General features: G+C 65.2%; 19 protein-coding genes. 11 read left to right on the forward strand and 8 right to left on the reverse strand.

What is annotated here, in order from left to right:
• Nucleotides 1-29 precede the first annotated feature (29 nt).
• The 4 genes from NHH73_04090 to lysA form a co-directional block, all read right to left on the reverse strand.
• The gene (locus NHH73_04090) at nucleotides 30-1,652 is read right to left on the reverse strand and encodes a family 43 glycosylhydrolase (protein USX27492.1); all 1,623 of its coding nucleotides are present in this window, start codon (nucleotides 1,650-1,652) and stop codon (nucleotides 30-32) included.
• Between the two features lie 88 nt (nucleotides 1,653-1,740).
• Complete coding sequence (locus NHH73_04095) at nucleotides 1,741-3,303, reverse strand: glycoside hydrolase (protein ID USX27493.1); 1,563 nt, start codon at nucleotides 3,301-3,303, stop codon at nucleotides 1,741-1,743.
• A 173-nt stretch (nucleotides 3,304-3,476) separates the two neighbouring features.
• Entirely contained in the window at nucleotides 3,477-4,631 is a 1,155-nt protein-coding gene (locus NHH73_04100; GenBank protein ID USX27494.1) for an AraC family transcriptional regulator, read from the reverse strand.
• A gap of 87 nt (nucleotides 4,632-4,718) precedes the next feature.
• Nucleotides 4,719-5,996, reverse strand: coding sequence for a diaminopimelate decarboxylase (gene lysA / locus NHH73_04105; GenBank protein ID USX27495.1), 1,278 nt, complete (start codon nucleotides 5,994-5,996; stop codon nucleotides 4,719-4,721).
• Nucleotides 5,997-6,295: 299 nt separating this feature from the next.
• On the opposite strand from lysA, the gene cyaY reads away from it, so the two are divergent.
• The gene (gene cyaY, locus NHH73_04110; protein ID USX27496.1) at nucleotides 6,296-6,634 is read left to right on the forward strand and encodes an iron donor protein CyaY; all 339 of its coding nucleotides are present in this window, start codon (nucleotides 6,296-6,298) and stop codon (nucleotides 6,632-6,634) included.
• A 73-nt stretch (nucleotides 6,635-6,707) separates the two neighbouring features.
• Here the strand turns inward: cyaY and NHH73_04115 are convergent, their stop codons facing one another.
• Nucleotides 6,708-8,975: a penicillin-binding protein 1A gene (locus NHH73_04115; protein USX29552.1), complete on the reverse strand. Its 2,268-nt coding sequence runs from the start codon at nucleotides 8,973-8,975 to the stop codon at nucleotides 6,708-6,710.
• A gap of 424 nt (nucleotides 8,976-9,399) precedes the next feature.
• Between NHH73_04115 and NHH73_04120 the strand changes: the two genes are divergently transcribed.
• The 10 genes from NHH73_04120 (at nucleotide 9,400) to NHH73_04165 (ending at nucleotide 20,401) form a co-directional block, all read left to right on the forward strand.
• On the forward strand, nucleotides 9,400-10,476 hold the full coding sequence (locus NHH73_04120; protein USX27497.1) for a pilus assembly protein PilM: 1,077 nt from the start codon (nucleotides 9,400-9,402) through the stop codon (nucleotides 10,474-10,476).
• Entirely contained in the window at nucleotides 10,476-11,114 is a 639-nt protein-coding gene (locus NHH73_04125) for a PilN domain-containing protein (protein ID USX27498.1), read from the forward strand. The genes NHH73_04120 and NHH73_04125 overlap by 1 nt, the downstream gene beginning before the upstream one ends.
• A 12-nt stretch (nucleotides 11,115-11,126) precedes the next feature.
• Nucleotides 11,127-11,801, forward strand: a complete 675-nt coding sequence (locus NHH73_04130; protein ID USX27499.1) for a type 4a pilus biogenesis protein PilO — start codon at nucleotides 11,127-11,129, stop codon at nucleotides 11,799-11,801.
• Nucleotides 11,798-12,352 (forward strand): pilus assembly protein PilP, encoded by a 555-nt coding sequence (locus tag NHH73_04135; protein ID USX27500.1) that lies wholly within the window; start codon nucleotides 11,798-11,800, stop codon nucleotides 12,350-12,352. Before NHH73_04130 ends, NHH73_04135 begins: the two co-directional genes overlap by 4 nt.
• A gap of 74 nt (nucleotides 12,353-12,426) precedes the next feature.
• Nucleotides 12,427-14,568 carry a type IV pilus secretin PilQ gene (locus NHH73_04140; GenBank protein ID USX29553.1) on the forward strand — a complete coding sequence of 714 codons (2,142 nt, stop codon included), beginning with the start codon at nucleotides 12,427-12,429 and terminating at the stop codon, nucleotides 14,566-14,568.
• A 65-nt stretch (nucleotides 14,569-14,633) separates the two neighbouring features.
• Nucleotides 14,634-16,814 carry an Ig-like domain-containing protein gene (locus NHH73_04145; GenBank protein USX27501.1) on the forward strand — a complete coding sequence of 727 codons (2,181 nt, stop codon included), beginning with the start codon at nucleotides 14,634-14,636 and terminating at the stop codon, nucleotides 16,812-16,814.
• Between the two features lie 70 nt (nucleotides 16,815-16,884).
• On the forward strand, nucleotides 16,885-18,528 hold the full coding sequence (gene aroKB, locus NHH73_04150; GenBank protein USX27502.1) for a bifunctional shikimate kinase/3-dehydroquinate synthase AroKB: 1,644 nt from the start codon (nucleotides 16,885-16,887) through the stop codon (nucleotides 18,526-18,528).
• A 12-nt stretch (nucleotides 18,529-18,540) separates the two neighbouring features.
• The gene (locus NHH73_04155) at nucleotides 18,541-19,677 is read left to right on the forward strand and encodes a deoxyguanosinetriphosphate triphosphohydrolase (protein USX27503.1); all 1,137 of its coding nucleotides are present in this window, start codon (nucleotides 18,541-18,543) and stop codon (nucleotides 19,675-19,677) included.
• Between the two features lie 54 nt (nucleotides 19,678-19,731).
• On the forward strand, nucleotides 19,732-20,082 hold the full coding sequence (locus NHH73_04160) for a hypothetical protein (GenBank protein ID USX27504.1): 351 nt from the start codon (nucleotides 19,732-19,734) through the stop codon (nucleotides 20,080-20,082).
• 7 nt (nucleotides 20,083-20,089) lie between these two features.
• Nucleotides 20,090-20,401 (forward strand): hypothetical protein, encoded by a 312-nt coding sequence (locus tag NHH73_04165; GenBank protein ID USX27505.1) that lies wholly within the window; start codon nucleotides 20,090-20,092, stop codon nucleotides 20,399-20,401.
• On the opposite strand, the gene mutY is transcribed toward NHH73_04165, so the two are convergent.
• The 3 genes from mutY to mutM are packed head-to-tail and all read right to left on the reverse strand — an operon-like array spanning nucleotide 20,398 to nucleotide 24,347.
• Entirely contained in the window at nucleotides 20,398-21,531 is a 1,134-nt protein-coding gene (gene mutY, locus NHH73_04170; protein ID USX27506.1) for an A/G-specific adenine glycosylase, read from the reverse strand. The genes NHH73_04165 and mutY overlap by 4 nt on opposite strands.
• A 27-nt stretch (nucleotides 21,532-21,558) precedes the next feature.
• A complete protein-coding gene (locus tag NHH73_04175) occupies nucleotides 21,559-23,487 on the reverse strand; it encodes a dynamin family protein (protein USX29554.1) in 1,929 nt (642 codons plus the stop codon).
• A 26-nt stretch (nucleotides 23,488-23,513) separates the two neighbouring features.
• Nucleotides 23,514-24,347, reverse strand: coding sequence for a bifunctional DNA-formamidopyrimidine glycosylase/DNA-(apurinic or apyrimidinic site) lyase (gene mutM, locus NHH73_04180; protein ID USX27507.1), 834 nt, complete (start codon nucleotides 24,345-24,347; stop codon nucleotides 23,514-23,516).
• Between the last annotated feature and the right edge of the window lie 287 nt (nucleotides 24,348-24,634).

The raw sequence follows: 24,634 nt of genomic DNA on the forward strand, positions 1-24,634 counted from the left end.
CCGGAAAATCAGGCAAGCGGCCACCCGCATCAAGCCCCCGCCCGATACTTGAAATCACGCAGCAGCACACTGCCGCTGCCCGCGCTGTATATCCCCACCTTCAAGCTCAGGAATCCGCCGAACACATTGTGGTGGATGCCGGACACTTCCATGCGCATCCCGTGCAGCACCCACGTCTTGCCGTTGTCGTGCGAGTAGCGGAACGTGACGACATGATCGTCGTTGGTCATGCGTACCCGCACTGACGATGTCGCTCGGTTGGCGCGCATCCACGATTGCTCTTCCGCATGCTGGAACGTCTTGATCAGCTCCGGCGTGAAGCCCAGCCCGACGAACGCCTTGTGGTTGTAGAACAGCAGCAGGCCGCCCTCGGCCTGGCCATTGAGCTCCAGGGTCAGCTCCACCTCGTAGCTGCGGTCGCCAACGCCGCAGGTGAGCGGCCGGCTGTCCACCGGCGACGCGCCACGGCCGGCGATCCGCAATCCCTGCGCCGTGTACGTCGCCCGCTGCGCCTCGTCCGGCGCCGGATCGTGGAAGGTCCACTGCACGCCGAAGCGGTTGCGTTTGAAATCGTCGGACAAGGCCTGGCCCGCCGGTCCCGCCTTGCCGCCCTTCGGTTTGGCCAGCGGCTTGGACAGGTCGCCGCCCAGCGCGCGGAACCAGCCGTCGTCGGTCCACTCCATCGGCTCGAGCAGGGTCTGGCGGCCCAAGGTGCGGTAGCCGTTTTCGTAGCCGTGGTACACCATCCACCAGTCGCCGGCCGGGCCCTCGACCAGGGTCGCGTGGCCGCGCGACCACCATGGCTCGGCCGTGCTGAGGCTGCGCACCAGCGGGTTGTGCGGGCAATGCTCCCATGGCCCGTGGATCGAGGTCGAGCGCGCGGCGATGACCATGTGGCCGGTCACCGGCCCGGACGTGCCGCCGACGGCGGTCACCAGGTAGAACCACTTGCCGCGTTTAAGCAGCTTGGGGCCTTCCGGCGCAAAATTCTCCACCACCCAATCGTCCGGGTAACGCCACGGCTGGTACGCCTGTTCCAGCTTGCCGTCGGTCGCCAGGCCGTCGTCGGTCAGGCGGATTTTGCGGATGCCGTTGACGAACAGGTAGCGCTTGCCGTCCTCGCCGACGATGTGGCCGGGGTCGATGCAACCGCTGATCTTGAGATCGACCGGCTCGCTCCACGGACCTTCGATGCGGTCGGCCCAGATGGCATAGATCGACCAGGCGCTGCCATCGGGCGCGGCCGGGATGTAGATGAAATATTTGCCGTTGTGCTTGCACAGGTCGACAGCCCAGATCGTCCCCAGCGGTTTCGACAGCGAGGGGCCGACCGGCCGCCAGTTCACCAGGTCGGTCGAATGCCAGATCACCAGTCCCGGATACGAATAGAACGACGAGTAGGTGAGATAGTAATCCTTGCCGTCCTTGAGGATGGTCGGGTCGGGATGGTCGCCCGAGATGATCGGATTGAGATAAGTACCATCACCCTGGTCGGCCTGGCGTTGGCCTTCGATGCCCCGGCGCCACCGGTGGGGCGGGGCGTTGGCGGGGCCGGCGGCGCACTCGGCCGCCGGCGCGATACCCGGCGCGATGCCGAGGCCGGCGCCGGCCAACAAGGTTTTGAACGCGTCTCTGCGCGATTGATTGGTCACGTGGCGTCTCCAGTGAAAATAAACAGGCGGGCGAGGGCCTTACGGCCGCGCCCGTGTAGAAAAAGTGGACCTGACCCCGGAGTTGGGGTTATTTGCCGGCGGTCAGCTTGAGCAGGTAGACGTCGTTTTCGCGCAGCGGCAGCGAGAGGCTGGCGCGGCCGTCGGCGCCCACCCGCACCGTGCGGCGCTCGGATGGCTTGCCGGTCGCCTGCGACTTCAGTGTGTCGACTTGCGGCCGGGTCAGCTGCTTCGGCGAACCCATGCCGATGAAGGCGGTATAGGCGTCGTTGTGCTTATAGCCGACCTGGGCGATGCTGACGTTGTAGACGCCTTGCTTCAAGCCTTGCAGTTTGACGTCGACCTTGCCCTTGGCTTTAGGCGGCAGGTCCTTGACGAAGTATTGTTGGTTGTTGGTGCCTTCCGGCAGCGTGTGCGTGTAGTCCCACAGCAGCACCTGCACCTCGCCCTTGGCGTTGACCGTCGCCAGCGAGTGGGCGTCGTTGTTCTTCAGCTCGGTGTCGGACAGTTGGTTGAGGAACTGGTAGGCGAAGTAGGCCGGCTTTTTGATGCCCTGCGTGTTCATCAGGCCGAAACCGCCGTGGAAGGCTTCGAAGCGCGGACCCGGTTCTTCGAAGATGTCGGTGAAGACCCAGTACGACATCGATTGCGCGGCGTTGCCGACCTGCTTGAGCTTTTGCAGGATGTAGGCAGCCTGGTGGTAGCTGTCGTGCGTGGGGTCGGCCGGCGTGTACGACGAGCTCCATTCGGTGTAGTGCAGTTCCAGCTTCGGCATCGCGGAGGCGCCGATTTCCTTGCGGTTGCGCAGCACGTCGCCGCTGATTGCCGCTTCGTCCTTGATCAGCACGGTGCCCTTGGTGCCGTATTCGTCCAGGAAGCCTTCGCCGACGCCGTAGGTGTGCGTGCTGACGAAGTCCAGCGGAACGTTGTTTTCCTTGCAGTAGGCGATCATTTCCGGTATCCAGGCCGCGCCGGCCGTGGCTGGACCGCCGACCTTGTAGCTTGGATCGACGCTCTTGACGCCGCGCGCGGCGTGCGCGTACAGCTTGAAATACTCGGCTTGCGTGCCGGCCCAGAAGCCGTCGAGGTTGGGCTCGTTCCAGACTTCGAAGTACCAGCTTGCCACCTCGGCGCGGCCGTAGCGCTCGGTCCAGTGTCTGGTCAGCGCTTGTATCAGTTTTTCCCAGCGCTCGTAGCTGCGCGGCGGGGTGACGTTGCCCTTCCACCAGAAGATGGTTTTGTCGCCGCTGGCCATGGGCGACGGCATGAAGCCGAGCTCGACGAACGGTTTGACATCGATGCTGATCAGATAATCGAACAGCGCGTCGATATATTGGAAGTTATATTCGTCGTTGCCCTTGGCGTCGGTTTTATAGACCCCCATGTCGTCGCTCAGCAAACCATGCATGCGGATATATTTAAAGCCGGCGTCGCGTTTTATTTCGGCCAGTTGTTGCTGCCAGTCCGCCCGCAGCCCTTCGTTGGCGCGGCCGGCGCCGATCGCGAAATTAAATGTCTTATTTAGTTTTCCCTGAACCTGGGTGACATTCAGATCGACGACGCGATCTTGGGCGTTTCCATGGATTGGCAATACCAGGGCTGCGCTGAGCAGCATCGCTGCGAGTGGATTCATTCGTTTCGGCTTTCGAAAGGTGGACGAATGCCGCGCAGTCGGCAACGCGGCAGGACCACCGAGCGTAGCGCCGGTGCGCGCGTAGCGCTAGCGCTGTTAGGGGGATTTGCTATGACAATGCAGATTTTGCTACGAATTTCAGAGTTGGTGTTAGCGCTATCCGCGCCAGCTGGCTAGCTCCCGGGCGGGCGCTCGCACACCGTGCGGAAGGCCTTCGGCGTGCAGCCGTATTCCTCTTTGAACAGCTTGTTGAAATACGAGACGTTGCTATACCCGACCGAATAGGCGATTTCGGCCACTGTCGCCGTTTCTTTTTCCGCCAGCAGGCGGGCCGCTTCGGTAAGCCGCAGTTTATTTAAATAGCCGCTGAAGGTGTGGCCGAATTCGGATTTTAAAATGTCGTTGATTTTATTGCGGTTGACACCGGTCTCGGTGACGATCTTTTCCAGATCGAGGTCGGCATTCGCATAGCCGTTGGCGATAAACCGCAATATCGTCGCCTTTTCCTTATCCCGGTGCGGTTCGATCGATAGCTGCTGATACGCCACCAACGGCAAATCCTTGCGCAGCTTTTCCTTGACGTCGGCGATCAGCGCGCGGGTGTGCCGGCGGAACGTCCACAGGCCGAAGCCCACCCACGAGACGCCCAGCAGGACCGCCAGCGCCGCCAGGTAGCGGTAGTCGCGGCCGGTGAGCACCAGGCTGTCGATCTCGACCCGGGACTCGATATTTTTCGGGCTTTGGAAAGTGCTGCCGATGGAGATCTTCGGCACCTGGTCGAGCTTGTAGGCCTGATGCGACAGGTCCAGCTTGAACATGTCGAACCACCATTGCGGTGTTTCAAGGCGCGTCAGGTCCAGCTCGACCGAGGAGCCGGTTTGGCCGCAGGAGAAAAACGCCGACGGCGCCCGGTAGGTCAGCCAGTCGCCGCGCCGGGAGACTTTTTTCTCCAGCGTGGAGGCGGTGAGGCTTAAAGTATTTGCCGGCGTACACTTCGCCACCAGGGTCACCGACGTGTAGCGCGACAAATCCACATGGGCCGGCGTGCCGTCGCGGTCGGTGAAGAACAGGCCGACGGCGGCGAAGGGATAGGGGCTGGCCGGCGAGAGCTTGAAGTTGAAACCCAAGCGCCGGCTGTCGCCGTCGATACGGGCCAGCGTTTGCGGCAGGTCGGAGTCGGGCTTGACGCGCCAGGGCAGGGCACTGTCGCGCAACGGCAGCAGCGGGGCGCTCAGATAGCTCAGGCTGATGCAGACGTAGCCGGCCAGCGCGCTCGCCGCCAGCAGCGCAAGGAAACCGTACAGCGTCTTTTTATAGAATTCCTGCATCGATGGCCGGGCGCGGATTAATCAGCGGATTGAGAGATCAGGAAGCCGCCGGCCTCGCGGCGGGCGGCTTCCGTTGGAGCACTCGGCTTACTTGATCAGCGACTCGAGCGCGAACAGGTCGGCCGCCTGTTCGCGCCGGCGCACCTCGTGGCAGACGGTGCCGTCGACGATGATCTCGGCGGCGCGGCCGCGGGTGTTGTAGTTCGACGCCATCGTCATGCCGTAGGCGCCGGCCGTGTGCATCACCAGCAGGTCGCCGGCGGCCACCGCCAGTTGGCGGTCGCGCGCCAGCCAGTCGCCGGACTCGCAGATCGGGCCGACCACGTCGTACGTCAGCGCCTCGGCGTTGCCGATCGCCACCGGCTGCATGTCCATCCAGGCCTGGTACAGCGCCGGACGGGCCATGTCGTTCATGGCCGCGTCGACCACGCAGAAGTTCTTCTCTTCGCCGTGCTTGAGGAATTCCACGCGGGTCAGCAGCACGCCGGTGTCGCCGACGATGGAGCGGCCCGGCTCGAAGATCACCTTGATGGCCTGGCCGTCGTGGCGCGCGGCGCGCCAGGCGTCGATCTTGGCGAACAGGCGGCCCAGGTAGTCGCCCACCGGCACCGGCGCGGCCTCGCCCGCTTCGCGGTAGTCGATGCCGATGCCGCCGCCGATGTCGACGTGGTGCAGCACGATGCCCTCGTCGCCCAGTTGATCGATCAGCTCGATCAAGCGGTCGAGCGCCTCCAGCAGCGGCGCGTCGTCCAGCAGCTGCGAGCCGATGTGGCAGTCGATGCCGGCCACTTCCAGGTGCGGCAAGGTGGCGGCGGTGCGGTAGGTGGCCAGCGCGTCGTCGAAGGCGACGCCGAACTTGCTCGCCTTCAGGCCGGTGGCGATGTACGGGTGGGTCTTGGCGTCGACGTTGGGGTTCACGCGCAGCGAGATGCGCGCGGTCTTGCCCATGGCGCCGGCCACTTCGTTGAGGCGGTGCAGCTCGGGGATCGATTCGACGTTGAAGCACAGGATGTCGTGCGACAGCGCCAGGCGCATCTCGTCGGCGCTCTTGCCCACGCCGGAGAAGATCACCTTGCGCGGGTCGCCGCCGGCGGCCAGCACGCGCAGCAGTTCGCCGCCGGAGACGATGTCGAAGCCGGCGCCCTGGCGCGCCAGCAAGTCCAGGATGGCCAGGTTGGAATTGGCCTTCATGGCGTAGCAGACCAGCGCGTCGCGCCCGGCGCAGGCGTCGGCATACGAGGCGAAGTTGGCCAGCAGCGCCGCCTTCGAGTACACATAGGTCGGCGTGCCGAATTGTTTGGCGATGGCGCTCAGCGCCACGCCTTCGGCGTGCAGCACGCCGTCTTGATACGTAAATTGCGACATAGTAATTATTGTTGGGGTACTGGGAGAGTGGACGGAACCGGCGACGGCGTCACGGGAACCGGCGTGGCCGGCGCGCCCGGCACAGTGTCGGTGGGCGCGGTGGCCGGGGTGCCGGCGGGCGTTACTTTGGCTTCGCCGCTCTTGGCGGGCTTGGCGGTCGGTTTGGGCAGGTACAGCGGGCCGGTTTGGCCGCAGCCGCCCAATAATACGGTCAGACCCAGGGTGGTGGCGCCGATAAACAAACGGAAAGTGGACTTCACGATAAAATCATGGATTGACTATAGATATTGGAGTGTAGCATGGGCGAATCGGAATTCCTGGCGCAGGCCGAAGCCACCCTCGACGCGATCGAGGCGGCCTTGGACCAATTGAACGACGACGACATGGTCGACGTCGAATGCAGCCGTAGTGGCAATGTGCTGGAAATCGAGTTCATCGACAACGGTTCCAAGGTCATCGTCAACAGCCAGGCGGCGATGCAGGAATTGTGGGTGGCGGCCCGCTCGGGCGGCTTCCACTACCGCCAGAAGGACGGCCTGTGGCTCAACACCCGCGACGGCTCGGAGCTGTTCGCGGCGCTGTCGGAGATCGTCAGCGCCCAGGGCGGCGCCCCGGTGGTGGTGGCGCCAAAAGCCTGACAGCCAGGAACCCGTAGGGCGGATTAGGCGGAACGCCGTAATCCGCCATGAGCCGCCAGCGACGCATGCATGTTTAGAACAACTCGTTCTTGACGGCGTCCTTGGCTTTCTCTTCCGCCGGCGTGCCCTGGGCGGCGCCGTCGATGTTGTGCACGCCGGTCCCCGGCGGATTCTCCGCGTAGTAGTACTCGTCGCCCACCAGCATCACCCCTTCAGGCACGGCCCGTTCCTCGATCGGGATGTTCTTCAACGCCTTTTGCATGAAATTGATCCAGATCGGCAGCGCCAGGCCGCCGCCGGTCTCGCGGTTGCCCAGGTTCTTCGGCTGGTCGTAGCCGATCCAGGCGATGCCCACCAGCTTGGGCTGGTAGCCGGCGAACCAGGCGTCGATCGAATCGTTGGTGGTGCCGGTCTTGCCGGAGATGTCGGGCCGCTTGAGCGAGAGCGCCTTGGTTGCCGTGCCGAAGCGCACCACGTCCTTGAGCATGCTGTCCATCAGGAAGGCGTTGCGCTCGTCGATGACGCGGTTCTTCTCGTCGCCGGCCTTGTCCGGATTGGCCTGCGACAGGATCTTGCCGTCGGCGTCGGTCACCTTGGAGATCAGGTAGGGGCTGACCTTGTAGCCGCCGTTGGCGAACACCGAGTAGGCGCCGGCCATCTGCAGCGGCGTGACGTTGCCCGCGCCCAGCGCCAGGGTCAGGTACGGCGGGTTCTTGTCGGCGTCGAAGCCGAAGCGGGTGGTGTATTCCTGGCCATACTTGGCGCCGATCTTGTGCAGGATGCGGATCGAGATCATGTTCTTGGACTTGGTCAGGCCGCGCCGCATCGTCATCGGGCCCTCGTACTTGCCGTCGTAGTTCTTCGGCTCCCACGCCTGGCCGCCGGTCTGGCCGGCGTCGAACGAGATCGGCGCGTCGTTGATGATGGTCGACGGCGACAGGCCGCGCTCGAGCGAGGCCGAATAGATGAACGGCTTGAAGGACGAGCCCGGCTGGCGCCAGGCCTGGGTGACGTGGTTGAACTTGTTGCGGTTGTAGTCGAAGCCGCCCACCATGGCCTTGATGGCGCCATCCTCGGTGCTGGCCGCAACAAAGGCCGACTCGATCTGCGGCATCTGCGTCACTTCCCAATCCTTACCCTCCTGCATGACGCGGATCACCGCGCCCCGGCGGATGCGCTTGTTCGGCGGCGCTTTTTCGGACAGCCACGAGCGGCCCATCTCCAGGCCGGCGCCGGCGATCTTGATCTCCTCGCCCGAGGCGGTGACGGCGACGATCTGCTGCGGCGTTGCCTTGAGCACCATGGCGGCGACGATGTCGTCGCTGTCCGGGTGGTCGGCCAGCTCGGTCTCGATGACGTCGTCGGCCTCTTCCTTGCTGGCCGGGATGTCGACGTAGGCCTCCGGGCCGCGGTAGGCGTGGCGGCGCTCGTAGTCCATGACGCCCTTGCGCAGCGCCAGGTAGGCGGCGTCCTGGTCGGCCTTGGTGATGGTGGTGAACACGTTCAGGCCGCGTGTGTAGGTGTCTTCCTTGAACTGTTCATAGACCAGCTGGCGTGCCATTTCGGCAACGTACTCCGCGTGCACGCCGAACTCGCTGCTGTCGGTCTTGACCTTCAGCGGCTCGGCCTTGGCGGTCTCGAACTGCGTATCCGTGATATAGCCCAACACGTGCATGCGCTGCAGGATGTACTGTTGGCGGGTTTTTGCGCGCTTGGGGTTGACCACCGGGTTGTAGGCGGACGGCGCCTTCGGCAGGCCGGCCAGCATGGCGGCCTCGGCAACGGTGATGTCGCGCAGGTTCTTGCCGAAGTAGATTTGCGCGGCCGACGAGAAGCCGTAGGCGCGCTGGCCCAGGTAGATCTGGTTCATGTAGACCTCGAGGATCTGGTCCTTGGTGAGGTTCTTTTCGATCTTCCACGCCAGCAGCACCTCGTAGGCCTTGCGCTTGAGCGTTTGCTCGCTCGACAGGAAGAAGTTGCGGGCCACCTGCTGGGTGATGGTCGAGGCGCCCTGTTTGGCGCCGCCGGTGGCGTTGTGCACGGCCGCGCGCAGGATGCCGGTGTAGTCGATGCCGCCGTGCTGGTAGAAGCGGTCGTCCTCGATCGCCAGCACGGCCTTTTTCATCACGTCCGGGATGTCCTTGATGCGCACCAGGTTGCGGCGCTCCTCGCCGAACTCGCCGATCAGCACGTTGTCGGCCGAGAAGATGCGCAGCGGCATTTTGGGGCGGTAGTCGGTCAGCGTGTCCAGTTCCGGCAGGTTGGGGTAGGCCATCGCCAGGCCGAACACGACCAGCAGCACGGCGCCCACGCCCAGGCCGAGCACCGACAGGCCGGCCATCAACAGCCAGCGCGACGGCGATTTGCCCGGTTTTTTGCCCGTGTTTTTACCCGCGCCCTTCGCGGACTTGTCGGAGGAGGGGGGCGGTGCCGAATTGGAGGAAGCCATGCAGTGCGTTCTTTCTGTGTTGAGTGCGAAGCATTATAAGCGAGCGCCAACCCCTGCGGCGCGCTGTGCTGTTGTGCCTCGAATCAGAAATACTTTCCAGTAACCAACAAAACAACGGAGTTGTTTTTGCTGCCACGGGGTCAAGAATAAGTGTGGCGAAACGCTCACACTGTCACAATCGTGCACAGCAGAAATATCTTTACACTTATATAGGCTCGATTTAATGTGGGGGCAGGCCTGAGCTGGACTTGGGCGGATTCCGCCTCGGCAGGGGCTTTTTAGCACCGCCTCCCATCCAGGCGCCGGAGACACTCGCATGATCGATTTCAAGATGCTGTTCGGGCAGGGCAGTCCGCCGCTGATGGGCCTGGACATCAGCACCTCGAGCGTGCGCGTGGTGGAGCTGGCCCAGGGCGCCAAGGGCGAGGTCCGGCTCGAACGCTACGCCGCCGAGCCGCTGCCGCGCGGCGCCGTCGTCGACGGCAACATCGAGAACATGGACCAGGTGGTCGAGGTGGTGCGGCGCGTCTGGAAGAAAAGCGGCAGCCGCGCCAAGCTGGCCGCGCTGGGCATGCCGCCGGCGTCGGTCATCACCAAGAAAATCATCCTGCCGGCCGGCCTGTCGGAGGACCAGCTCGAGGTGCAGGTCGAATCCGAGGCCAGCCAGTACATCCCGTTCGCGCTCGACGAGGTCAGCCTCGATTTCGACGTCATCGGCGCGGCCGCCAACTCGCCCGAGGACATCGAGGTCATGCTGGCCGCCTCGCGCCGCGAAAAGGTCGAGGACCGGGTCGCCATCGCCGAGGCTTCCGGCCTGAAGGCGACCGTGATGGACATCGAATCGTACGCCGCCCGCGCCGCGCTCGACCGCATCACCGCGCAGCTGCCCGAGGCCGGCGCCGGCCAGGTGGTGGCGCTGTTCCAGATCGGCGCCCAGGTCACCCATATCTCCGTCATGCTCGACGGCGCCACCGTCTACGAGCGCGAGCAGCCCTTCGGCGGCAATTCGCTGACCCAGGACATCGTGCGCGCCTACGGCATGGCCTTCGACGAGGCCGAAGCGCGCAAGAAAAGCGGCGACCTGCCCGACAACTACGTGCCCGAGCTGCTCACGCCCTTCCTCGAGAGCGCGGCGATGGAAGTCACGCGGGCGATCCAGTTCTTCTACACGTCCACCCCCTACACCCGGGTCGACCAGCTGTTCCTGGCCGGCGGCTGCGCCGTCATCCCGGGCCTGCTCGAGCTGGTCGCCGGCCGCACCCGGATCGCCAGCGCGGTGATCTCGCCGTTCAAGGGCATGCAGCTGGGGGCGTCGGTGCGCGAGGCGCAGCTGCGCGCCGACGCCCCGGCCTACCTGGTCGCCTGCGGCCTGGCGCTGCGGAGGTTCGGCTGATGATACGCATCAACCTGCTGCCCCACCGCGAGGAAAAGCGCAAGCAGAAGAAGTCCGCCTTCTTCGCGCTGCTGGCGCTGGGCGGCGTCATCGGCGTTGGCGTGGTGCTGCTGGTGGGCGCCTACAACGCCCGCGCGCTGTCGATCCAGGGCGAGCGCAACCAGGTGCTGAAGACCGCCATTAGCGGACTCGACAAGAAGATCGCCGAGATCGCCACGCTGAAGCAGGAGATCGAGGCGCTCAAGGCGCGCCAGCAGGCGGTCGAGGATTTGCAGGGCGACCGCAACCAGCCGGTCTACCTGCTCGACGAGCTGGTCAGGCAGACCCCGGCCGGCGTCTATCTGAAGAGTTTCAAGCAGGAGGGGCAGAAGGTGTCGGTGCTCGGCTACGCGCAGTCGCAGGAGCGCGTGTCCGAACTGCTGCGCAACCTGGCCGGGGTGTCGCCGTGGCTGGAGCGTCCCGATTTGATCGAAGTCAAGTCAACCGCCCTCGGCCAGGGCAAGACCAGCAAAAAAGTGGTGGAATTCAACCTGATGGTTCATATCAAGCGGCCGCGCGACAAGGACGGCGCTGCCGCCCGTACGGCCGCCCTGTCCGCGTCCAGTCCACCGCCCGGCTTGCCGCCGGCCCAGCCCTGAGGAGCGATGGCGATGGCGACAGCGAACCTCGACCTGAACCGGCTGGGCGTCCGCCTGGCCGGCCAGTTCCGCAACCTCAACGACCGTCATCCGGGCCAGTGGCCGCTGGCGCCGCGCCTGCTGTGCGCGGTTGGCGTGGCGGCGGCGGTGATGGTGGCCGGCTACTTCGGTTACTGGAGTTCGCAGTTCGACGAGCAGGAGGCGGGCGCCCAAACCGAGCTCAAGTTGCGCGACGAATACCGCCTCAAGACCGGCCTGGCGATCAACCTCGAGGCGCTGCGGGCGCAAAAGGTGCAGGTCGACCAGTATGTCGAGCGGCTGCAAAAGCAGCTGCCCAGCAAGGCCGAGATGGCCGCCTTGCTGACCGACATCAACCAGGCCGGCGCCGGACGCGGCCTGCAGTTCGAGCTGTTCAAGCCGGCCCAGGTGGTGGTCAAGGATTACTACGCGGAGTTGCCGATCGATATCAAGGTCACCGGCAGCTACCATGACATCGGCGCCTTCGCCGGCGACATGGCCAACCTGTCGCGCATCGTCACGCTCAACAACATGGCGCTGGGCACGGGCAAGGACGGCGTGCTGACCCTGGAGGCGGTGGCCAAGACCTTCCGCTACCTCGATCCGGAAGAGGTGCAGGCGCAGCGCAAGGCGGCGGCCGACAAGAAGAAGGCGGCGAAAAAGTCATGAGTCCACTGAAATCGCTCCCGTTGTGGCTGTTGGCGGCGGCGCTGCCGCTGTTATCGGCCTGCGGCGACGACGACGCCCAGCAGGTGCGCGACTGGATGCGCGAAGTCGACGCCCAGGCCAAGGTGAAAGTGCCGCCGCTGGTCGAGCCGAAGACCTTCATCCCGTTCGCCTACGTCCAGAAGGACGCGGTCGATCCGTTCAATCCGAACAAGCTGCTGGCCGAGCTGGCCAAGCTGGACGCGCGCGCCGGCGGCGGCGGCCTGCGCCCGGACGTCGAGCGGCGCAAGGAGTTGTTGGAGAGCTATCCGCTCGACACCGTCAAGATGGTCGGCACCATCGAGAAGGGCGGCGTGATCCATGCCGTGCTGCAGATCGACCGTTCGGTGCACCAGGTCGTCAAGGGCCAGCATATCGGACAGAACTACGGCCGGATCACCGGCATCACCGAGGACGCGGTCAGCATCAGGGAAATCGTCCAGGATGCGACCGGCGATTGGGTCGAACGCATGTCGAAGCTGGAACTGCAGGAAAGCAAGGAGAATATCAAATGACCGCTCGAACCACGGCCCGCCACGCGCCGGCCGCCTGCCGGGCACCGCTATGGGCCCTGCTGCTCACCCTGGCCATGGCGCCGCAGCCGCAAGGCGCCGCCGCCCAGCCCGCAACCCCCGCAACCACCGCCAGCGCCTCCGCATCCGCCAACGCCATCGAGTCGATCAGCGCCAACCAGCAGGGCGCCAATGTGATTGTCAAGATCACGCTCAAAACCCCTCCCGACAAACTCCCCATCGGCTTCGCCATCACCAATCCCCCCCGCCTCGCGCTCGATCTGGGCGCCACCGTCAACGACACCGGCAAGACCACGCAGGAATTCAACGTGGGCGACCTGCGCAGCGTCAACGTGGTGCAGGCGGGCGGGCGCTCGCGCCTGGTGTTCAACCTCAAACGCAGCCTGAACTACGCCACCGCGATCGACGGCAAGGCCATCATCCTGACCATCGACGGTTCCGGCGGCGTGGCCACGGCGGTCGACGCGCGCGGCCTGCCGGTCGCGGCGGCCGTCCCCGCCGGCCCGGCGGCGCCACCGGCCCGCCAGATGCTGCGCGACCTCGATTTCCGCCGCGGCGCCAACGGCGAGGGCCGCGTGGTGGTCGACCTGCCCAACAACCAGGTGGCGGTCGATGTGCGCCAGACGCCGACCGGCTTGGTGGTGGACTTCCTCAAGACGGGGCTGCCGGAGACCTTGCGCCGCCGGCTCGACGTCGGCGACTTCGGCACGCCGGTGTCGCTGGTCACCAGCGTGCCGCAAGGCGACAACACGCGCCTGACGGTCGAGGCGCGCGGGCTGTGGGAGCAGACCGTTTACCAGAGCGACACCCAGCTGGTGATCGACATCAAGCCGATCAAGGAAGATCCGAACAAGCTGACCCAGGGCTCGCAGGGTTATCGCGGTGAGAAGCTCTCGTTCAACTTCCAGAACGTCGAGGTGCGCGCCGCGCTGCAGGCGATCGCCGACATCTCCGGCCTGAACATCATCACCAGCGACAGCGTCAGCGGCAACCTGACGTTGCGCCTGAAGGAGGTGCCGTGGGACCAGGCGCTTGACGTGGTGCTGCAGGCCAAGGGCCTCGACATGCGCAAGAACGGCAACGTGCTGTGGATCGCGCCCAAGGAGGAGTTGCTGACCAAGGAAAAGCTGGAGCTGGAGCAGCGCGCCCAGATCGCCGACCTTGAGCCGCTCAAGTCGGAGATCTTCCAGCTCAACTACCAGAAGGCCGAGGCCTTCAAGACCGTCTTCGGGCTCGAAGGCGGCGACGCCAAGAACCGCATCCTGTCCAAGCGCGGCAGCGCCATCATCGAGCCGCGCACCAACCAGCTGTTCGTCACCGACATCACCGCCAAGCTCGAGGACGTGCGCCGGCTCATCGCCAAGACCGACATCGCCACCAAGCAGGTGCTGATCGAGGCGCGCATCGTCGAGGCCAGCGACACCTTCACGCGCAACCTGGGCGCCAAGCTCGGCTTCGCCGACCTGCGCACCATCCGCGGCGGCGACGCCGGCTACCAGATCGGCAACGGCAACACCCGCATCGGCATCGGCGGCAACCTGACCGGCGTGGGCGAAACCACCGGCCAGGTCCGGCTCACCGACAGCACCTACAACAACACCCAGTTCGTCAACCTGCCGGCGGCCAACATCAACGGCGTCCCGGCCGGCAGCCTGGCGGTCAGCCTGTTCTCGTCGGCGGCCAACCGCTTCCTCAACCTGGAACTGTCGGCGCTGGAGGCCGACGGCACCGGCAAGATCATCTCCAGCCCGCGCGTGATCACCGCCGACAAGGCCATCGCGCTGATCGAGCAGGGCATCGAGCTGCCGTACCAGGTCGCCACCAGCAGCGGCGCGACGTCGATCCAGTTCCGCAAGGCCAACCTGCGGCTGGAGGTGACGCCGCAGATCACGCCGGACGGCAACGTCGTCATCGACGTCGACGTCAACAAGGACAGCGTGGGCCAGGAGACGCGCGCCGGCTTCGCCATCGACACCAAGCACGTCAAGACGCAGGTGATGGTCGAGAACGGCGGTACGGTGGTGCTGGGCGGCATCTACCAGCAAACCGAGCGCAACACCACCAGCAAGGTGCCGCTGCTGGGCGACGTGCCGGTGCTCGGCTATTTGTTCCGCACCAACTCGCGCACCAACGACAAGACGGAGTTGCTGGTGTTTATCACGCCGAAGATCGTCGCAGAGCGCCTGTCGACGCGCTGACGGCGCGTTTGGGTTACGTAGTTACCGATCCACTTTATTTCAGGTAAATGATAGGAAACACGGTCATGAAAAAATTCACGGAATGGCTGGCGATGGTGGTGTGTGCGGGATTGCTGTCGGCCTGCGGCGGCGGCGGCGGTTCGCCGGGGACCAACAGCAACGGCGTGGCGCCGTCGAAGGCGGCCAGCGTGGTGCTGACGGCCAGCGCGGCGACCATCGCCTCGTCCGGCCTGGACGGCACCGAGGTGACGTTGACGGCCATCGTCAAGGACGGCGGCGGCAACGCGCTGGCCGGCGAAACGGTCAGTTTTTCCACCAGCTCGGGCACCGTCACCAGCACCAACCGGATCACCAACGCCGCCGGCGAGGTGGTTGAAAAGCTCAGCGTCAAGGGCGACGCCTCGCTGCGCAAGATCACCGTGACGGCCAGCGCCGGCGGCAGAACCTCCAGTCCGGTCACGATCGATGTCGTCAACGCCGTGCCGACCTTGTCGCTGACCACCGACGCCGCCACCCTGGCCTCGGTTGGCACCGCCGGCAACGAGGTGACGGTGGTGGCGCTGGTGCGCGATTCCAACAACACCGTCATGCCGGGCGTGGCGGTCGACCTGCGCGCCGATTCGGGCAGCCTGACCCGCACCACCCGCACCACCAACGCCCAGGGCATCGTCACCGAGAAGCTCGGCACCGGCGGCGACGCCACCTCGCGCGCGATCAAGGTCACCGCCTCGGTGGCCGGCGCCGTGCCGGTCACCACCATCGTCAACGTGGCCGGCAACGGCTTGACCATCAACGCCGCGCGCACCATCAACGTCGGCGCCAGCGCCGACATCACCGTCAAACTGGTCGATTCGGCCGGCAACGCGCTGGTCGGCAAGCCGGTGCTGTTCGGCTCGAACGCCAACACCCTGGTGGTCAAGGGCGGCGGCGCGGCCGTCACCAACGCCGCCGGCCAGCTCATCCTCAGCTACACGGCCAGCGGCGGCAGCGCCGACGTGGTCACCGTGCGGGCAATGGGGGAGGCGGCCTCGGCCGGCATCACCATCAACTCGTCGGCGTTCGCTATCCGCTCGCTCAACGCCGGCGGCGCCGTCCAGGCCAGCGCCGCCATTGGCGGCTGCCAGCTGGTCTCCGTCACCGGCGGGCCGAGCGGCGAGGTCACCATCAGCAGCTCGCGCGGCACGGTCTACCGCGACGCCGCGTGCGCCGCGCCGCTGGCCGGCACCTTGCCGTTGAGCGGCGGCGCGGCGGTCGCCTACCTCAACGCCACCGGCCCCGGGGTCGCCACGTTGACGGCCAGCGCGGCCGGCCTGACCACCCAGACCGAACTGGAATTCGTCGCGCCGCTGACCGGGGCGGCCACCATCTCGCTGCAGGCCGACCCGGCCGTAATCGGCGCCAACACGGCCGGCAGCACCACCCAGCAGGCCACCTTGCGCGCCGTGGTGCGCGACGGTCCGGCGCAAAACAACCCGGTCAAGAACGCCACGGTGGCGTTCTCCATCCTCACCGATCCGAGCGGCGGCACCCTGACCCAGCCGTCGGAAGTGCTCACCGCCGCCGACGGTTCGGCCACCGTCAGCTATGTGGCCGGCACCACCGCCACCGCCACCAACGGCGTGCGCATCCAGGCCAGGGTGATCGGCGGCTCCGGCGCCACGGCGGCGGTCAACCTGACCGTGGCGCAAAAATCGCTGTTCATCAGCGCCGGCACCGGCAACACCATCGGCATACCCAACAGCGCCACCTACCAGGCCGACTACGCCGTCATCGTCACCGACGCGGCCGGCAACGCCGTGCCGGGCGTCAAGCTGACCGCCTCGGTGCTGCCGTTGCGGTACTACAAGGGCGTGCTGACCTTCAAGGCGCCCCAGGGGCCGTGGGAACGGGTGCAGACCGCCGTCTGCGCCAACGAGGACGTCAACGCCAACGGCATCCTCGACCCGGGCGAAGACTTGAACGGCAACGGCACCCTGCAGCCGGGCATCCCGGTGACAGTCACCACCAACGTCGTCACCGACGCCAGCGGCCGCGCCATCGTATCGCTGGTCTACCCGCGCAACTTCGTCCAGTGGCTTGACGTCAACCTGACGATTCGCGGCGCGGCTTCATCCGGCAGCGAGTCCTCGTACACCTCTCTGGTACACTTGATGGGCTTGAGCTCTGATTACAGTGATCAAACCATCACGCCACCAGGCGTGGTCAGCCCTTACGGGGTGGCGACATCGTGCAGCAACCCGCAGTGATCGGCCGTCATCGGCTGCGATCCGCCGGCGGGGCCGCTGGTGCCGCCGCCCGCATTTAGTTGGATCGTGCATGCAAAATGTGTTTTTAGTCGGCTTGATGGGGGCGGGAAAGACCACCATCGGCCGCATTTTGGCCCGCAAACTGGGCCTGCGGTTCATGGATTCGGACCACGAGATCGAGGCGCGCACCGGCGCCTCCATCCCGTGGATCTTCGAAATCGAAGGTGAACCGAGCTTTCGCCGGCGCGAGGCGGACGTCATCCGCGAGTTGACCGGCCAACAGGACCTGGTGCTGGCCACCGGCGGCGGCGCCGTGCTCGATCCGGACAGCCGCGCCCACCTCAAGGCGCGCGGCACCGTCATCTACCTGCGCACGACCGTGCACAGCATCCTGCAGCGCACCGCCCACGACAAGAACCGGCCGCTGCTGCAGACGGCCGACCCGCGCAAAAAGCTCGAGGAATTGATGGCCGTGCGCGATCCGCTGTACATGGAGATCGCCGACGTGGTCATCGATACCGGCCGACCTAACGTACAATCGATGGTCCAATCCATTTTGACCCAGCTCGAGAGGCTGGCCTGCGAGGCCGCCCCCAACTGCGTCACCCAAGCGGAACCATCGATGAACGAAGAATCCACCATCCTGTTGAATGTCGATCTGGGCGAGCGCAGCTACCCGATCTCGATCGGCCCGGCGCTGCTGGCCGACGGCGCGCTGCTGGCGCGCCATGTCCACGGCGGCAAGGTCGCCATCGTCACCAACACCACCGTCGCGCCGCTGTACCTGGAGCGCGTCGAGGCCGGCCTGCGTAGTGCCGGCAAGCAAGTCATGACCGTCGTGCTGCCGGACGGTGAAGAATACAAGACCTGGGCCAGCCTGATGCAGATCTTCGACGCGCTGCTGGCCAACAAGGCCGACCGCAAGACGACCTTGATCGCCCTCGGCGGCGGCGTCATCGGCGACCTGACCGGCTATGCGGCGGCCAGCTACATGCGCGGGATCGACTTCATCCAGGTGCCGACCACCTTGCTGTCGCAGGTCGATTCGTCGGTGGGCGGCAAGACCGGCATCAACCACCCGCTGGGCAAGAACATGATCGGCGCGTTCTACCAGCCGCGCGCGGTGATCGCCGACACTTCGACCCTCGAAACCCTGCCTGCGCGCGAGCTGTCGGCCGGCCTGGCCGAGGTGATCAAGCACGGCGCCATCATCGACGCCGCCTTCTTCGACTGGATCGAGGCCAACATCGGCAAGCTGATGGCGCGCGACAAGGGCGCGCTGGCGTATGCCATCGCCCGCTCGTGCGAGATCAAGGCCGACGTCGTGCGCCAGGACGAGCGCGAGGGCGGCCTGCGCGCCATCCTCAATTTCGGCCACACCTTCGGCCACGCGATCGAGAACGGCCTGGGCTACGGCCAATGGCTGCATGGTGAAGCGGTCGGCTGCGGCATGGTGATGGCGGCCGATCTGTCGCAGCGCATGGGGCTGGTCGACGAGGCCACCGTGGCGCGCGTGCGCGCGCTGGTGGTGGCGGCCGGCCTGCCGGTCAAGGCGCCGGACCTGGGCGCCGAGCGCTGGCTGGAGTTGATGGAAGTCGACAAGAAGAACGAAGGCGGCGCCATCAAGTTCATCCTGCTCAAGCCGCTGGGCGCGCCAAGCATCACCAATGCGCCGCGCGAGCTGCTGATGGCCACCCTGGCCGCCAGCATCTAAGCGGGGGCGACGATGCTGCCCGAAGAGTACCTGGCACCCTACGCCGCCCATTCGGCCGGCGGCGCCGGTCGCCGCCATCCGGAGACGGCGCATTCGTCGCGCAGCCAGTTCCAGCGCGACCGCGACCGCATCATCCATTCGTCGGCGTTCCGCCGGCTCGAATACAAAACCCAGGTGTTCCTCAACCACGAGGGCGACCTGTTCCGCACCCGGCTGACGCACAGCCTGGAGGTGGCGCAGGTGGGCCGCTCGCTGGCGCGCAACCTGCGACTGAACGAGGATCTGGTGGAGGCGATCTCGCTGGCGCACGACCTCGGCCACACGCCGTTCGGCCACGTCGGCCAGGACGTGCTCAACGAATGCATGAAGGAACACGGCGGCTTCGAGCACAACCTGCAAAGCCTGCGCGTTGTCGACGAGCTCGAGGAGCACTACGGCGCCTACGACGGCTTGAACCTGATGTTCGAGACGCGCGAGGGCATCCTCAAGCACTGCTCGCTGACCAACGCCCGCCTGCTGGGGCCGGTGGCGGTGCGCTTCATCGACCGCACGCAGCCCTCGCTGGAGGCGCAGCTGACCAATCTGGCCGACGAGATCGCCTACAACAGCCACGATATCGACGACGGCCTGCGCTCCGGCCTGATCACCATCGAGCAGCTGGAGCAGGTCGATTTCTTCGCGCGCCTGTGGCGCGACGTGCAGCAGACCTTCCCGGGGCTGTCGGGGCGGCGCGCGATCTATGAAACCTTGCGGCGCCTGATCACGGCGCTGGCCGACGACCTGATCGTCACCTCCGGCGCCTTGCTGGCCGACGCCGCGCCGAAGAGCATCGACGACGTGCGCGCGGCGCCGCCGCTGATCCGCTTCTCCGATCCGATGCGCAAGGACGCGACCGAGCTCAAGCGTTTCCTGCGCGAGAACCTTTACCGCCACTATAAGGTCAACCGCATGCGCGTGAAGGCCAGCCGCATCGTGCGCGAACTGTACGAATCGTTCATGGCCGAGCCGGTTTTGCTGCCGCCGGATTACCAGGACAAATCGGGCGACGTCGACAAGCAGGCGCGCAAGATCGCCGACTACATCGCCGGCATGACCGACCGCTACGCCATCCGCGAACACCGCCGTTTGTTCTCGCTCGACGAGCTTTGAGTCCAATCAATCGAACACTCTTGATCATCAACGTAGTTAGGACGATCATGGGTGATGGACGAGCAAATCACACAGTTCGATAGGCGCCTGACGGCGGTTGAGAAGGACGCAGCCATGTTGATGGCGGAGGCGAAGCATGCACAACAGCGCCATGCAACCAAAGAGGACGCGGCGGAGCTGCGCGAAGAAATTGTTGCGTCCGAGCTAAGGCTGACCACGCAAATTGCTGCTACGGACAGCAAGTTGAGCGCGCAGATCGCCACTTTGGATAGCAAGTTAAGCGCGCAAATTGCGGCTTTGGAATGCAAGATTCTTAGTATGGAGAGCCGCTATCTGCGCTGGACCATCGGGACTGTCATTGCTGTCGCCGGCGTCGTGCTAGCCATGGTTCGAACATTCCCGTGAGGTGGCTATGGATGAGCAAATTGTTGAGCTCGATAAGCGGCTGGTTTCGGCGGAAAAAGACATTGCCACGTTGAAGGCCGAGACGTCACTTGCACGCGAGCACTATGCCACCAAGGAGGACTTTGCCAGATTCGAGGGGCGGGTCGCTGTGATCCAGTCCAACTATGCGACAAAAGAAGACATCGCGAATTTGTGTACCAAGATGACTGTGTTGGAGTCAAAATTTTCGCAAAGCGAAACGCGCATGGTGCGCTGGTGCGTCGGCACCATGATCACGCTGACCGGCGTGTTCATGGCCTTCGTCAGATTCGTCCTCTAAAACGCCATCCGCGCTTGCGCATCGCGCGCATCGCCCATCAACTCCAGCAGCAGCTTCTTGATCGGCGCCGGCAGCGCCGCGTCGGCCAATCTGGCGGCGTCGTACCAGACGTGGCCGGCCTCGGCCGCCATCGGCACGCGCCGCGCCAACGTCACGCGGTACGGCGCGATGTGCAGCTTGTAGTGCGTGAACACATGTGTGACCGTCGACAGCCGCTCGTGCGACTCCATCTCGCCGAACTTGCCGACCGCCAGTATCAGCGCGTCGTCGTCGGCCGCCGGGATGTCGTCGTCCTCGGCCAGCACATGGCCGTCCAGCTCCGGCAGCGACAGCAACCCGCCCCAGATGCCGGTCGGCGGCCGCTGCTCCAGCAGCACCTGGCCGTTGTCGATAATCGCCAGCATCACCGAGTGCTTCTCGGGCGAGGTTTTCTTCGGCTTGCGCACCGGCAGGTCCCTGGTGCGGTTGGTGGCGAAGGCAACGCAGCGCGGCTGCATCGGACAGCGTTCGCACGACGGGCTGCTGCGCGTGCACAGGGTCGCGCCCATGTCCATCAAGCCCTGCGTGTACGACTCGATGCCTTGCTCCGGCAACAGCGCCTCGGCGCGGCGCCACATCATCTCCTCGGTGCGGCGCTCGCCCGGATAGGCGTCGATGCCGAACACGCGCGCGAACACCCGCTTGACGTTGCCGTCCATGATGGCCGCGCGCGTGCCGCTCGAAAACGCCGAGATCGCCGCCGCCGTCGAGCGGCCGATGCCCGGCAGCTCGGCCAGCAGCGCCGGATCGGACGGGAAGATGCCGTCGTACTCGGCCACCACGCGCTGCGCGCACTTGTGCAGGTTGCGCGCGCGGGTGTAGTAGCCCAAGCCGCTCCACTGCGCCATGACATCCTCGACCGGCGCCGCCGCCAGGTCGCGCAAGGTTGGAAAACGCTCCAGGAAGCGCGCGTAGTAACCCAGCACCGCCGACACCTGCGTCTGCTGCAGCATGATTTCGGACAGCCAGATCAGATACGCGTCGGTGGTGTTTTGCCACGGCAGCGCGTGGCGCCCGTGCTGTTTCTGCCAGCCGATCAGGTCCGAGGAAAAACTCGGATCGGCGAAATTCTCAACAACTTCAACCTTCATTTGATTCCTAGATTAATTCTTGAATAATCACGCGGCGGCGTCGAGCGCCTCGAATTCCGCGTTGATGGCGGTGCCGATGGCGGCCGCCAGTTCCGTCAGCCGCAGCTTTTGCGCCTCCAGCTGCTGCTGGCTGCTTTCGAACGCTTCGATCTTTTGCTCCAGGCTGTCGGTGGCGTCGTGGATGCGCTGGATCGACGCCAACCGGTGCTTGAGCTGGTCCTTGTGCTGGCGGATCTGCGCCTCGAGCGGCGCCATGATCACCTTCAGCCACGCCTCGGCGTCGTTGTTGGCCGACTTGAAGCAGCCGCGCACGCGCGAGGCGATGGTGTCGAAAAACTTCTCCATCAGCACCACGCGGCTGGTCGTGATCAAGGTCGCGGTGCCGAACTGCTTGTAGTAGATCGCCTCGATCGACGCGATCTCGTCGCGGTACGCTTGCAGCGAAAACGGCATCGGCAGCGCCAGCGTCAAGCCGTGCTCGCTGGCGAAGCGGCGGTACATCACGCCCATCATCTCGCTGATCTCGACGGTCTTGCGCTCTGACGCGTCGAGGTTCGCTCGGATGCGCTCGAAGTAGTTGCGCACCGCCTCGCGCACGCCGGTGAAGAAGCGGCTGCGCTGCATCTGCTCGCGCACCAGGTCGATATCGTCGCGGACGATGTCCATGCCGATGCTGGTGTAGAGCTCGGTCGACAGCCGCGTGAACACGGCGCGCGTGGCCTGCAGCTTGAACAGGCTGGTGTCGAATTCCTTTTTCTCGACGTCGATGCGGCGCATCATGTGCGCGATCACCGTCTGGTTCTTGCCGCGCAAGCTCTTCAGTTCGTGCAATTGCTCGACGATGCCGCGCGAGCGGGCGTTGACCAGGGCCATCTGCGCCACGCTCAGCGCCTGCAATTCCTCGCGCAGTTGCTTGCGCACGATGTCCTTCTTGGCCGGGATCAGCTCGTCGAACAGCGCCGCCTCGAGCGCCTGCAGGCGGCTGCGGGCGAGCAGGGACTTGTCCTGCGTGATCTTGCCCACCAATGCCTTTTGCGCCGACACCGGGAACACCTGGCGCGGTTCGAGCGCCAGAACGTGCGCCACGTTGGCTTGCTGGCGTTCGATCTCGACGTCTACCTCGGCCTGGCTGCGCAGCTCGTCCCACATGCTATCGATCTTGTTGAGGACGACGAGGCGGCCGGCGCCGGCGCCGATGTGGTTGCGCCAGACCTCGATGTCGCTCTTGGTCACGCCGGTGTCGGCCGCCAGGATGAACAGCACCGCGTGCGCGTTCGGAATCAGGTTCAAGGTCAGTTCCGGCTCGGTGCCGATGGCGTTCAGCCCGGGCGTATCGAGGATCACCAGCCCCTGCTTGAGCAGCGGGTGCGGAAAGTTGATGATGGCGTGGCGCCACAGCGAGATCTCGACCTTGCCATCCTCGCTCAGGGTGACCTGCATGTCGGGATCGTCCTCGTCGTACAGGCCGTAGCGCTTGGCTTCCTCGACCGGGACATAACGGGTCATGCTGACCTGCTTGAAGACTTCGTGCATATCGGCGCCGACCTCCAGGTTCAGCGGCAGCACGGTCCAGGCCGATGGTTGATCGCGGTAATCGCCGGTCGACAGGTTGTCGGCCCGCGTCTCGATCGGCAGCAGGCGGATCGACGGCGCGAAGCTGGGGTCGTACATCAACTCGGTCGGGCACATGGTGGTGCGGCCGGCGGCCGACGGCAGGATGCGCTGGCCGTAGTCGGCGAAGAAGATGGCGTTGATCAGCTCGGACTTGCCGCGCGAGAATTCGGCAACGAAGGCCACCGACAATTTATCGTCGGCCAGCCGCGCCAGGGTGCGGGCGATGCGCTGGTCGGTGGCGGCGTCGGTCAGCGACGCGGCCGCCACCCAGGACTGGTAGTTTTTCAGCGCCGTCACCACGCCTTGCCGCCAGGCGCTGTACTGCTCGAAATCCCTGGCCATCATGCTTTCCGCCCTTGTTTTATAGTTCACTTCTGGCAATTGACACAGTAAAAAGTGGAGCGCTGCCCTTGCTTGATCTGCCGCACCGGCGCCGCGCAGACCTTGCAAGGCACGCCAGCACGATCATAGACGAAATACGTCTGCTGGAAATAACCGGACTGGCCGTTGACGCTAATAAAATCGCGTAAGGTGCTGCCGCCCTGGATGATGGCTTCGGCCAGGATCTCGCGGATCGCCTGCGCCAGTTTCTCGTAGCGCGCCAGGCTGATGCGCTTGGCCGGCGTCTTGGGATTAATGCCCGCGCGGAATAAACTTTCCGAGGCGTAAATATTGCCGACGCCGACGACGATATCGCCGGCCAGCAGCACCTGCTTGACGGGCGCGCTGCGCTGGCGGGTCTGATCGTACAACAATTTGCCGGTGAAGCCGGTTTCCAGCGGCTCCACGCCCAGTGCGCGCAGCAGCACGTGGTGTTCCAGCAGGCCGTCGGCGTCGTCGTGCCACAGCACGGCGCCGAAGCGGCGCGGGTCCTTCATGCGCAGCACCTGTTTGCCTTGCGGCCCCTCGACCACCAGATCGAAATGGTCGTGCTTTTCCGGCTCGATGCCCGTGTCCATCACGCGCAGGTGGCCCGACATGCCGAGGTGGATGATCAGGGTGCCGTGCTCGAAGTGGACCAGCAGGTATTTTCCGCGCCGCCCGGTGCGCACCACCAGCCGCCCGGCCAGCAACTGCTGCAGCTGGGCGGGAAACGGCCAGCGCAGGCCCTCGCGGCGCAGCACCACGTCGTGCACGGTGCGGCCTTCGATATGGGGCGCGACGCCGCGCCGGGTCACTTCAACTTCTGGTAATTCTGGCATGTGGATGGCAAAAGAGTGGAAACAGGGGCAAGCGTCAATCTAAAACAGGTAGGGCGGATTAGCGTAGCGTAATCCGCCATGCTCCGTCGGCGGCTCATGCATGGCGGATTACGGCGTGCCGCCTAATCCGCCCTACGTGGTTCAGATGGGCGCGGCATTCCGGGTCGATCACCGTATATCTAGGCAATAAACGCGGCCGCAACCTGGCCGGGGCAAAATATTTGGTTACACTAGTCAAAACACGCAAGCCATGCGTTGCGCGTAAAATCAGCTGACCATTGCCGACC

This window comes from Oxalobacteraceae bacterium OTU3CINTB1, from assembly GCA_024123955.1.
In the GTDB taxonomy this organism is placed as follows: Bacteria; Pseudomonadota; Gammaproteobacteria; order Burkholderiales; family Burkholderiaceae_D; genus Rugamonas.

Excerpts from the sequence above, each read along its gene's own strand:
- NHH73_04095 (USX27493.1), bottom strand. The coding sequence starts at position 3,303 with ATGAATCCACTCGCAGCGATGCTGCTCAGCGCAGCCCTGGTATTGCCA.
- NHH73_04100 (USX27494.1), bottom strand. The coding sequence starts at position 4,631 with ATGCAGGAATTCTATAAAAAGACGCTGTACGGTTTCCTTGCGCTGCTG.
- lysA (USX27495.1), bottom strand. The coding sequence starts at position 5,996 with ATGTCGCAATTTACGTATCAAGACGGCGTGCTGCACGCCGAAGGCGTG.
- cyaY (USX27496.1), top strand. The coding sequence starts at position 6,296 with ATGGGCGAATCGGAATTCCTGGCGCAGGCCGAAGCCACCCTCGACGCG.
- NHH73_04115 (USX29552.1), bottom strand. The coding sequence starts at position 8,975 with ATGGCCGGCCTGTCGGTGCTCGGCCTGGGCGTGGGCGCCGTGCTGCTG.
- NHH73_04120 (USX27497.1), top strand. The coding sequence starts at position 9,400 with ATGATCGATTTCAAGATGCTGTTCGGGCAGGGCAGTCCGCCGCTGATG.
- NHH73_04125 (USX27498.1), top strand. The coding sequence starts at position 10,476 with ATGATACGCATCAACCTGCTGCCCCACCGCGAGGAAAAGCGCAAGCAG.
- NHH73_04130 (USX27499.1), top strand. The coding sequence starts at position 11,127 with ATGGCGACAGCGAACCTCGACCTGAACCGGCTGGGCGTCCGCCTGGCC.
- NHH73_04135 (USX27500.1), top strand. The coding sequence starts at position 11,798 with ATGAGTCCACTGAAATCGCTCCCGTTGTGGCTGTTGGCGGCGGCGCTG.
- NHH73_04140 (USX29553.1), top strand. The coding sequence starts at position 12,427 with ATGGCGCCGCAGCCGCAAGGCGCCGCCGCCCAGCCCGCAACCCCCGCA.
- NHH73_04145 (USX27501.1), top strand. The coding sequence starts at position 14,634 with ATGAAAAAATTCACGGAATGGCTGGCGATGGTGGTGTGTGCGGGATTG.
- aroKB (USX27502.1), top strand. The coding sequence starts at position 16,885 with ATGCAAAATGTGTTTTTAGTCGGCTTGATGGGGGCGGGAAAGACCACC.
- NHH73_04155 (USX27503.1), top strand. The coding sequence starts at position 18,541 with ATGCTGCCCGAAGAGTACCTGGCACCCTACGCCGCCCATTCGGCCGGC.
- NHH73_04160 (USX27504.1), top strand. The coding sequence starts at position 19,732 with ATGGACGAGCAAATCACACAGTTCGATAGGCGCCTGACGGCGGTTGAG.
- NHH73_04165 (USX27505.1), top strand. The coding sequence starts at position 20,090 with ATGGATGAGCAAATTGTTGAGCTCGATAAGCGGCTGGTTTCGGCGGAA.
- mutY (USX27506.1), bottom strand. The coding sequence starts at position 21,531 with ATGAAGGTTGAAGTTGTTGAGAATTTCGCCGATCCGAGTTTTTCCTCG.
- NHH73_04175 (USX29554.1), bottom strand. The coding sequence starts at position 23,487 with ATGGCCAGGGATTTCGAGCAGTACAGCGCCTGGCGGCAAGGCGTGGTG.
- mutM (USX27507.1), bottom strand. The coding sequence starts at position 24,347 with ATGCCAGAATTACCAGAAGTTGAAGTGACCCGGCGCGGCGTCGCGCCC.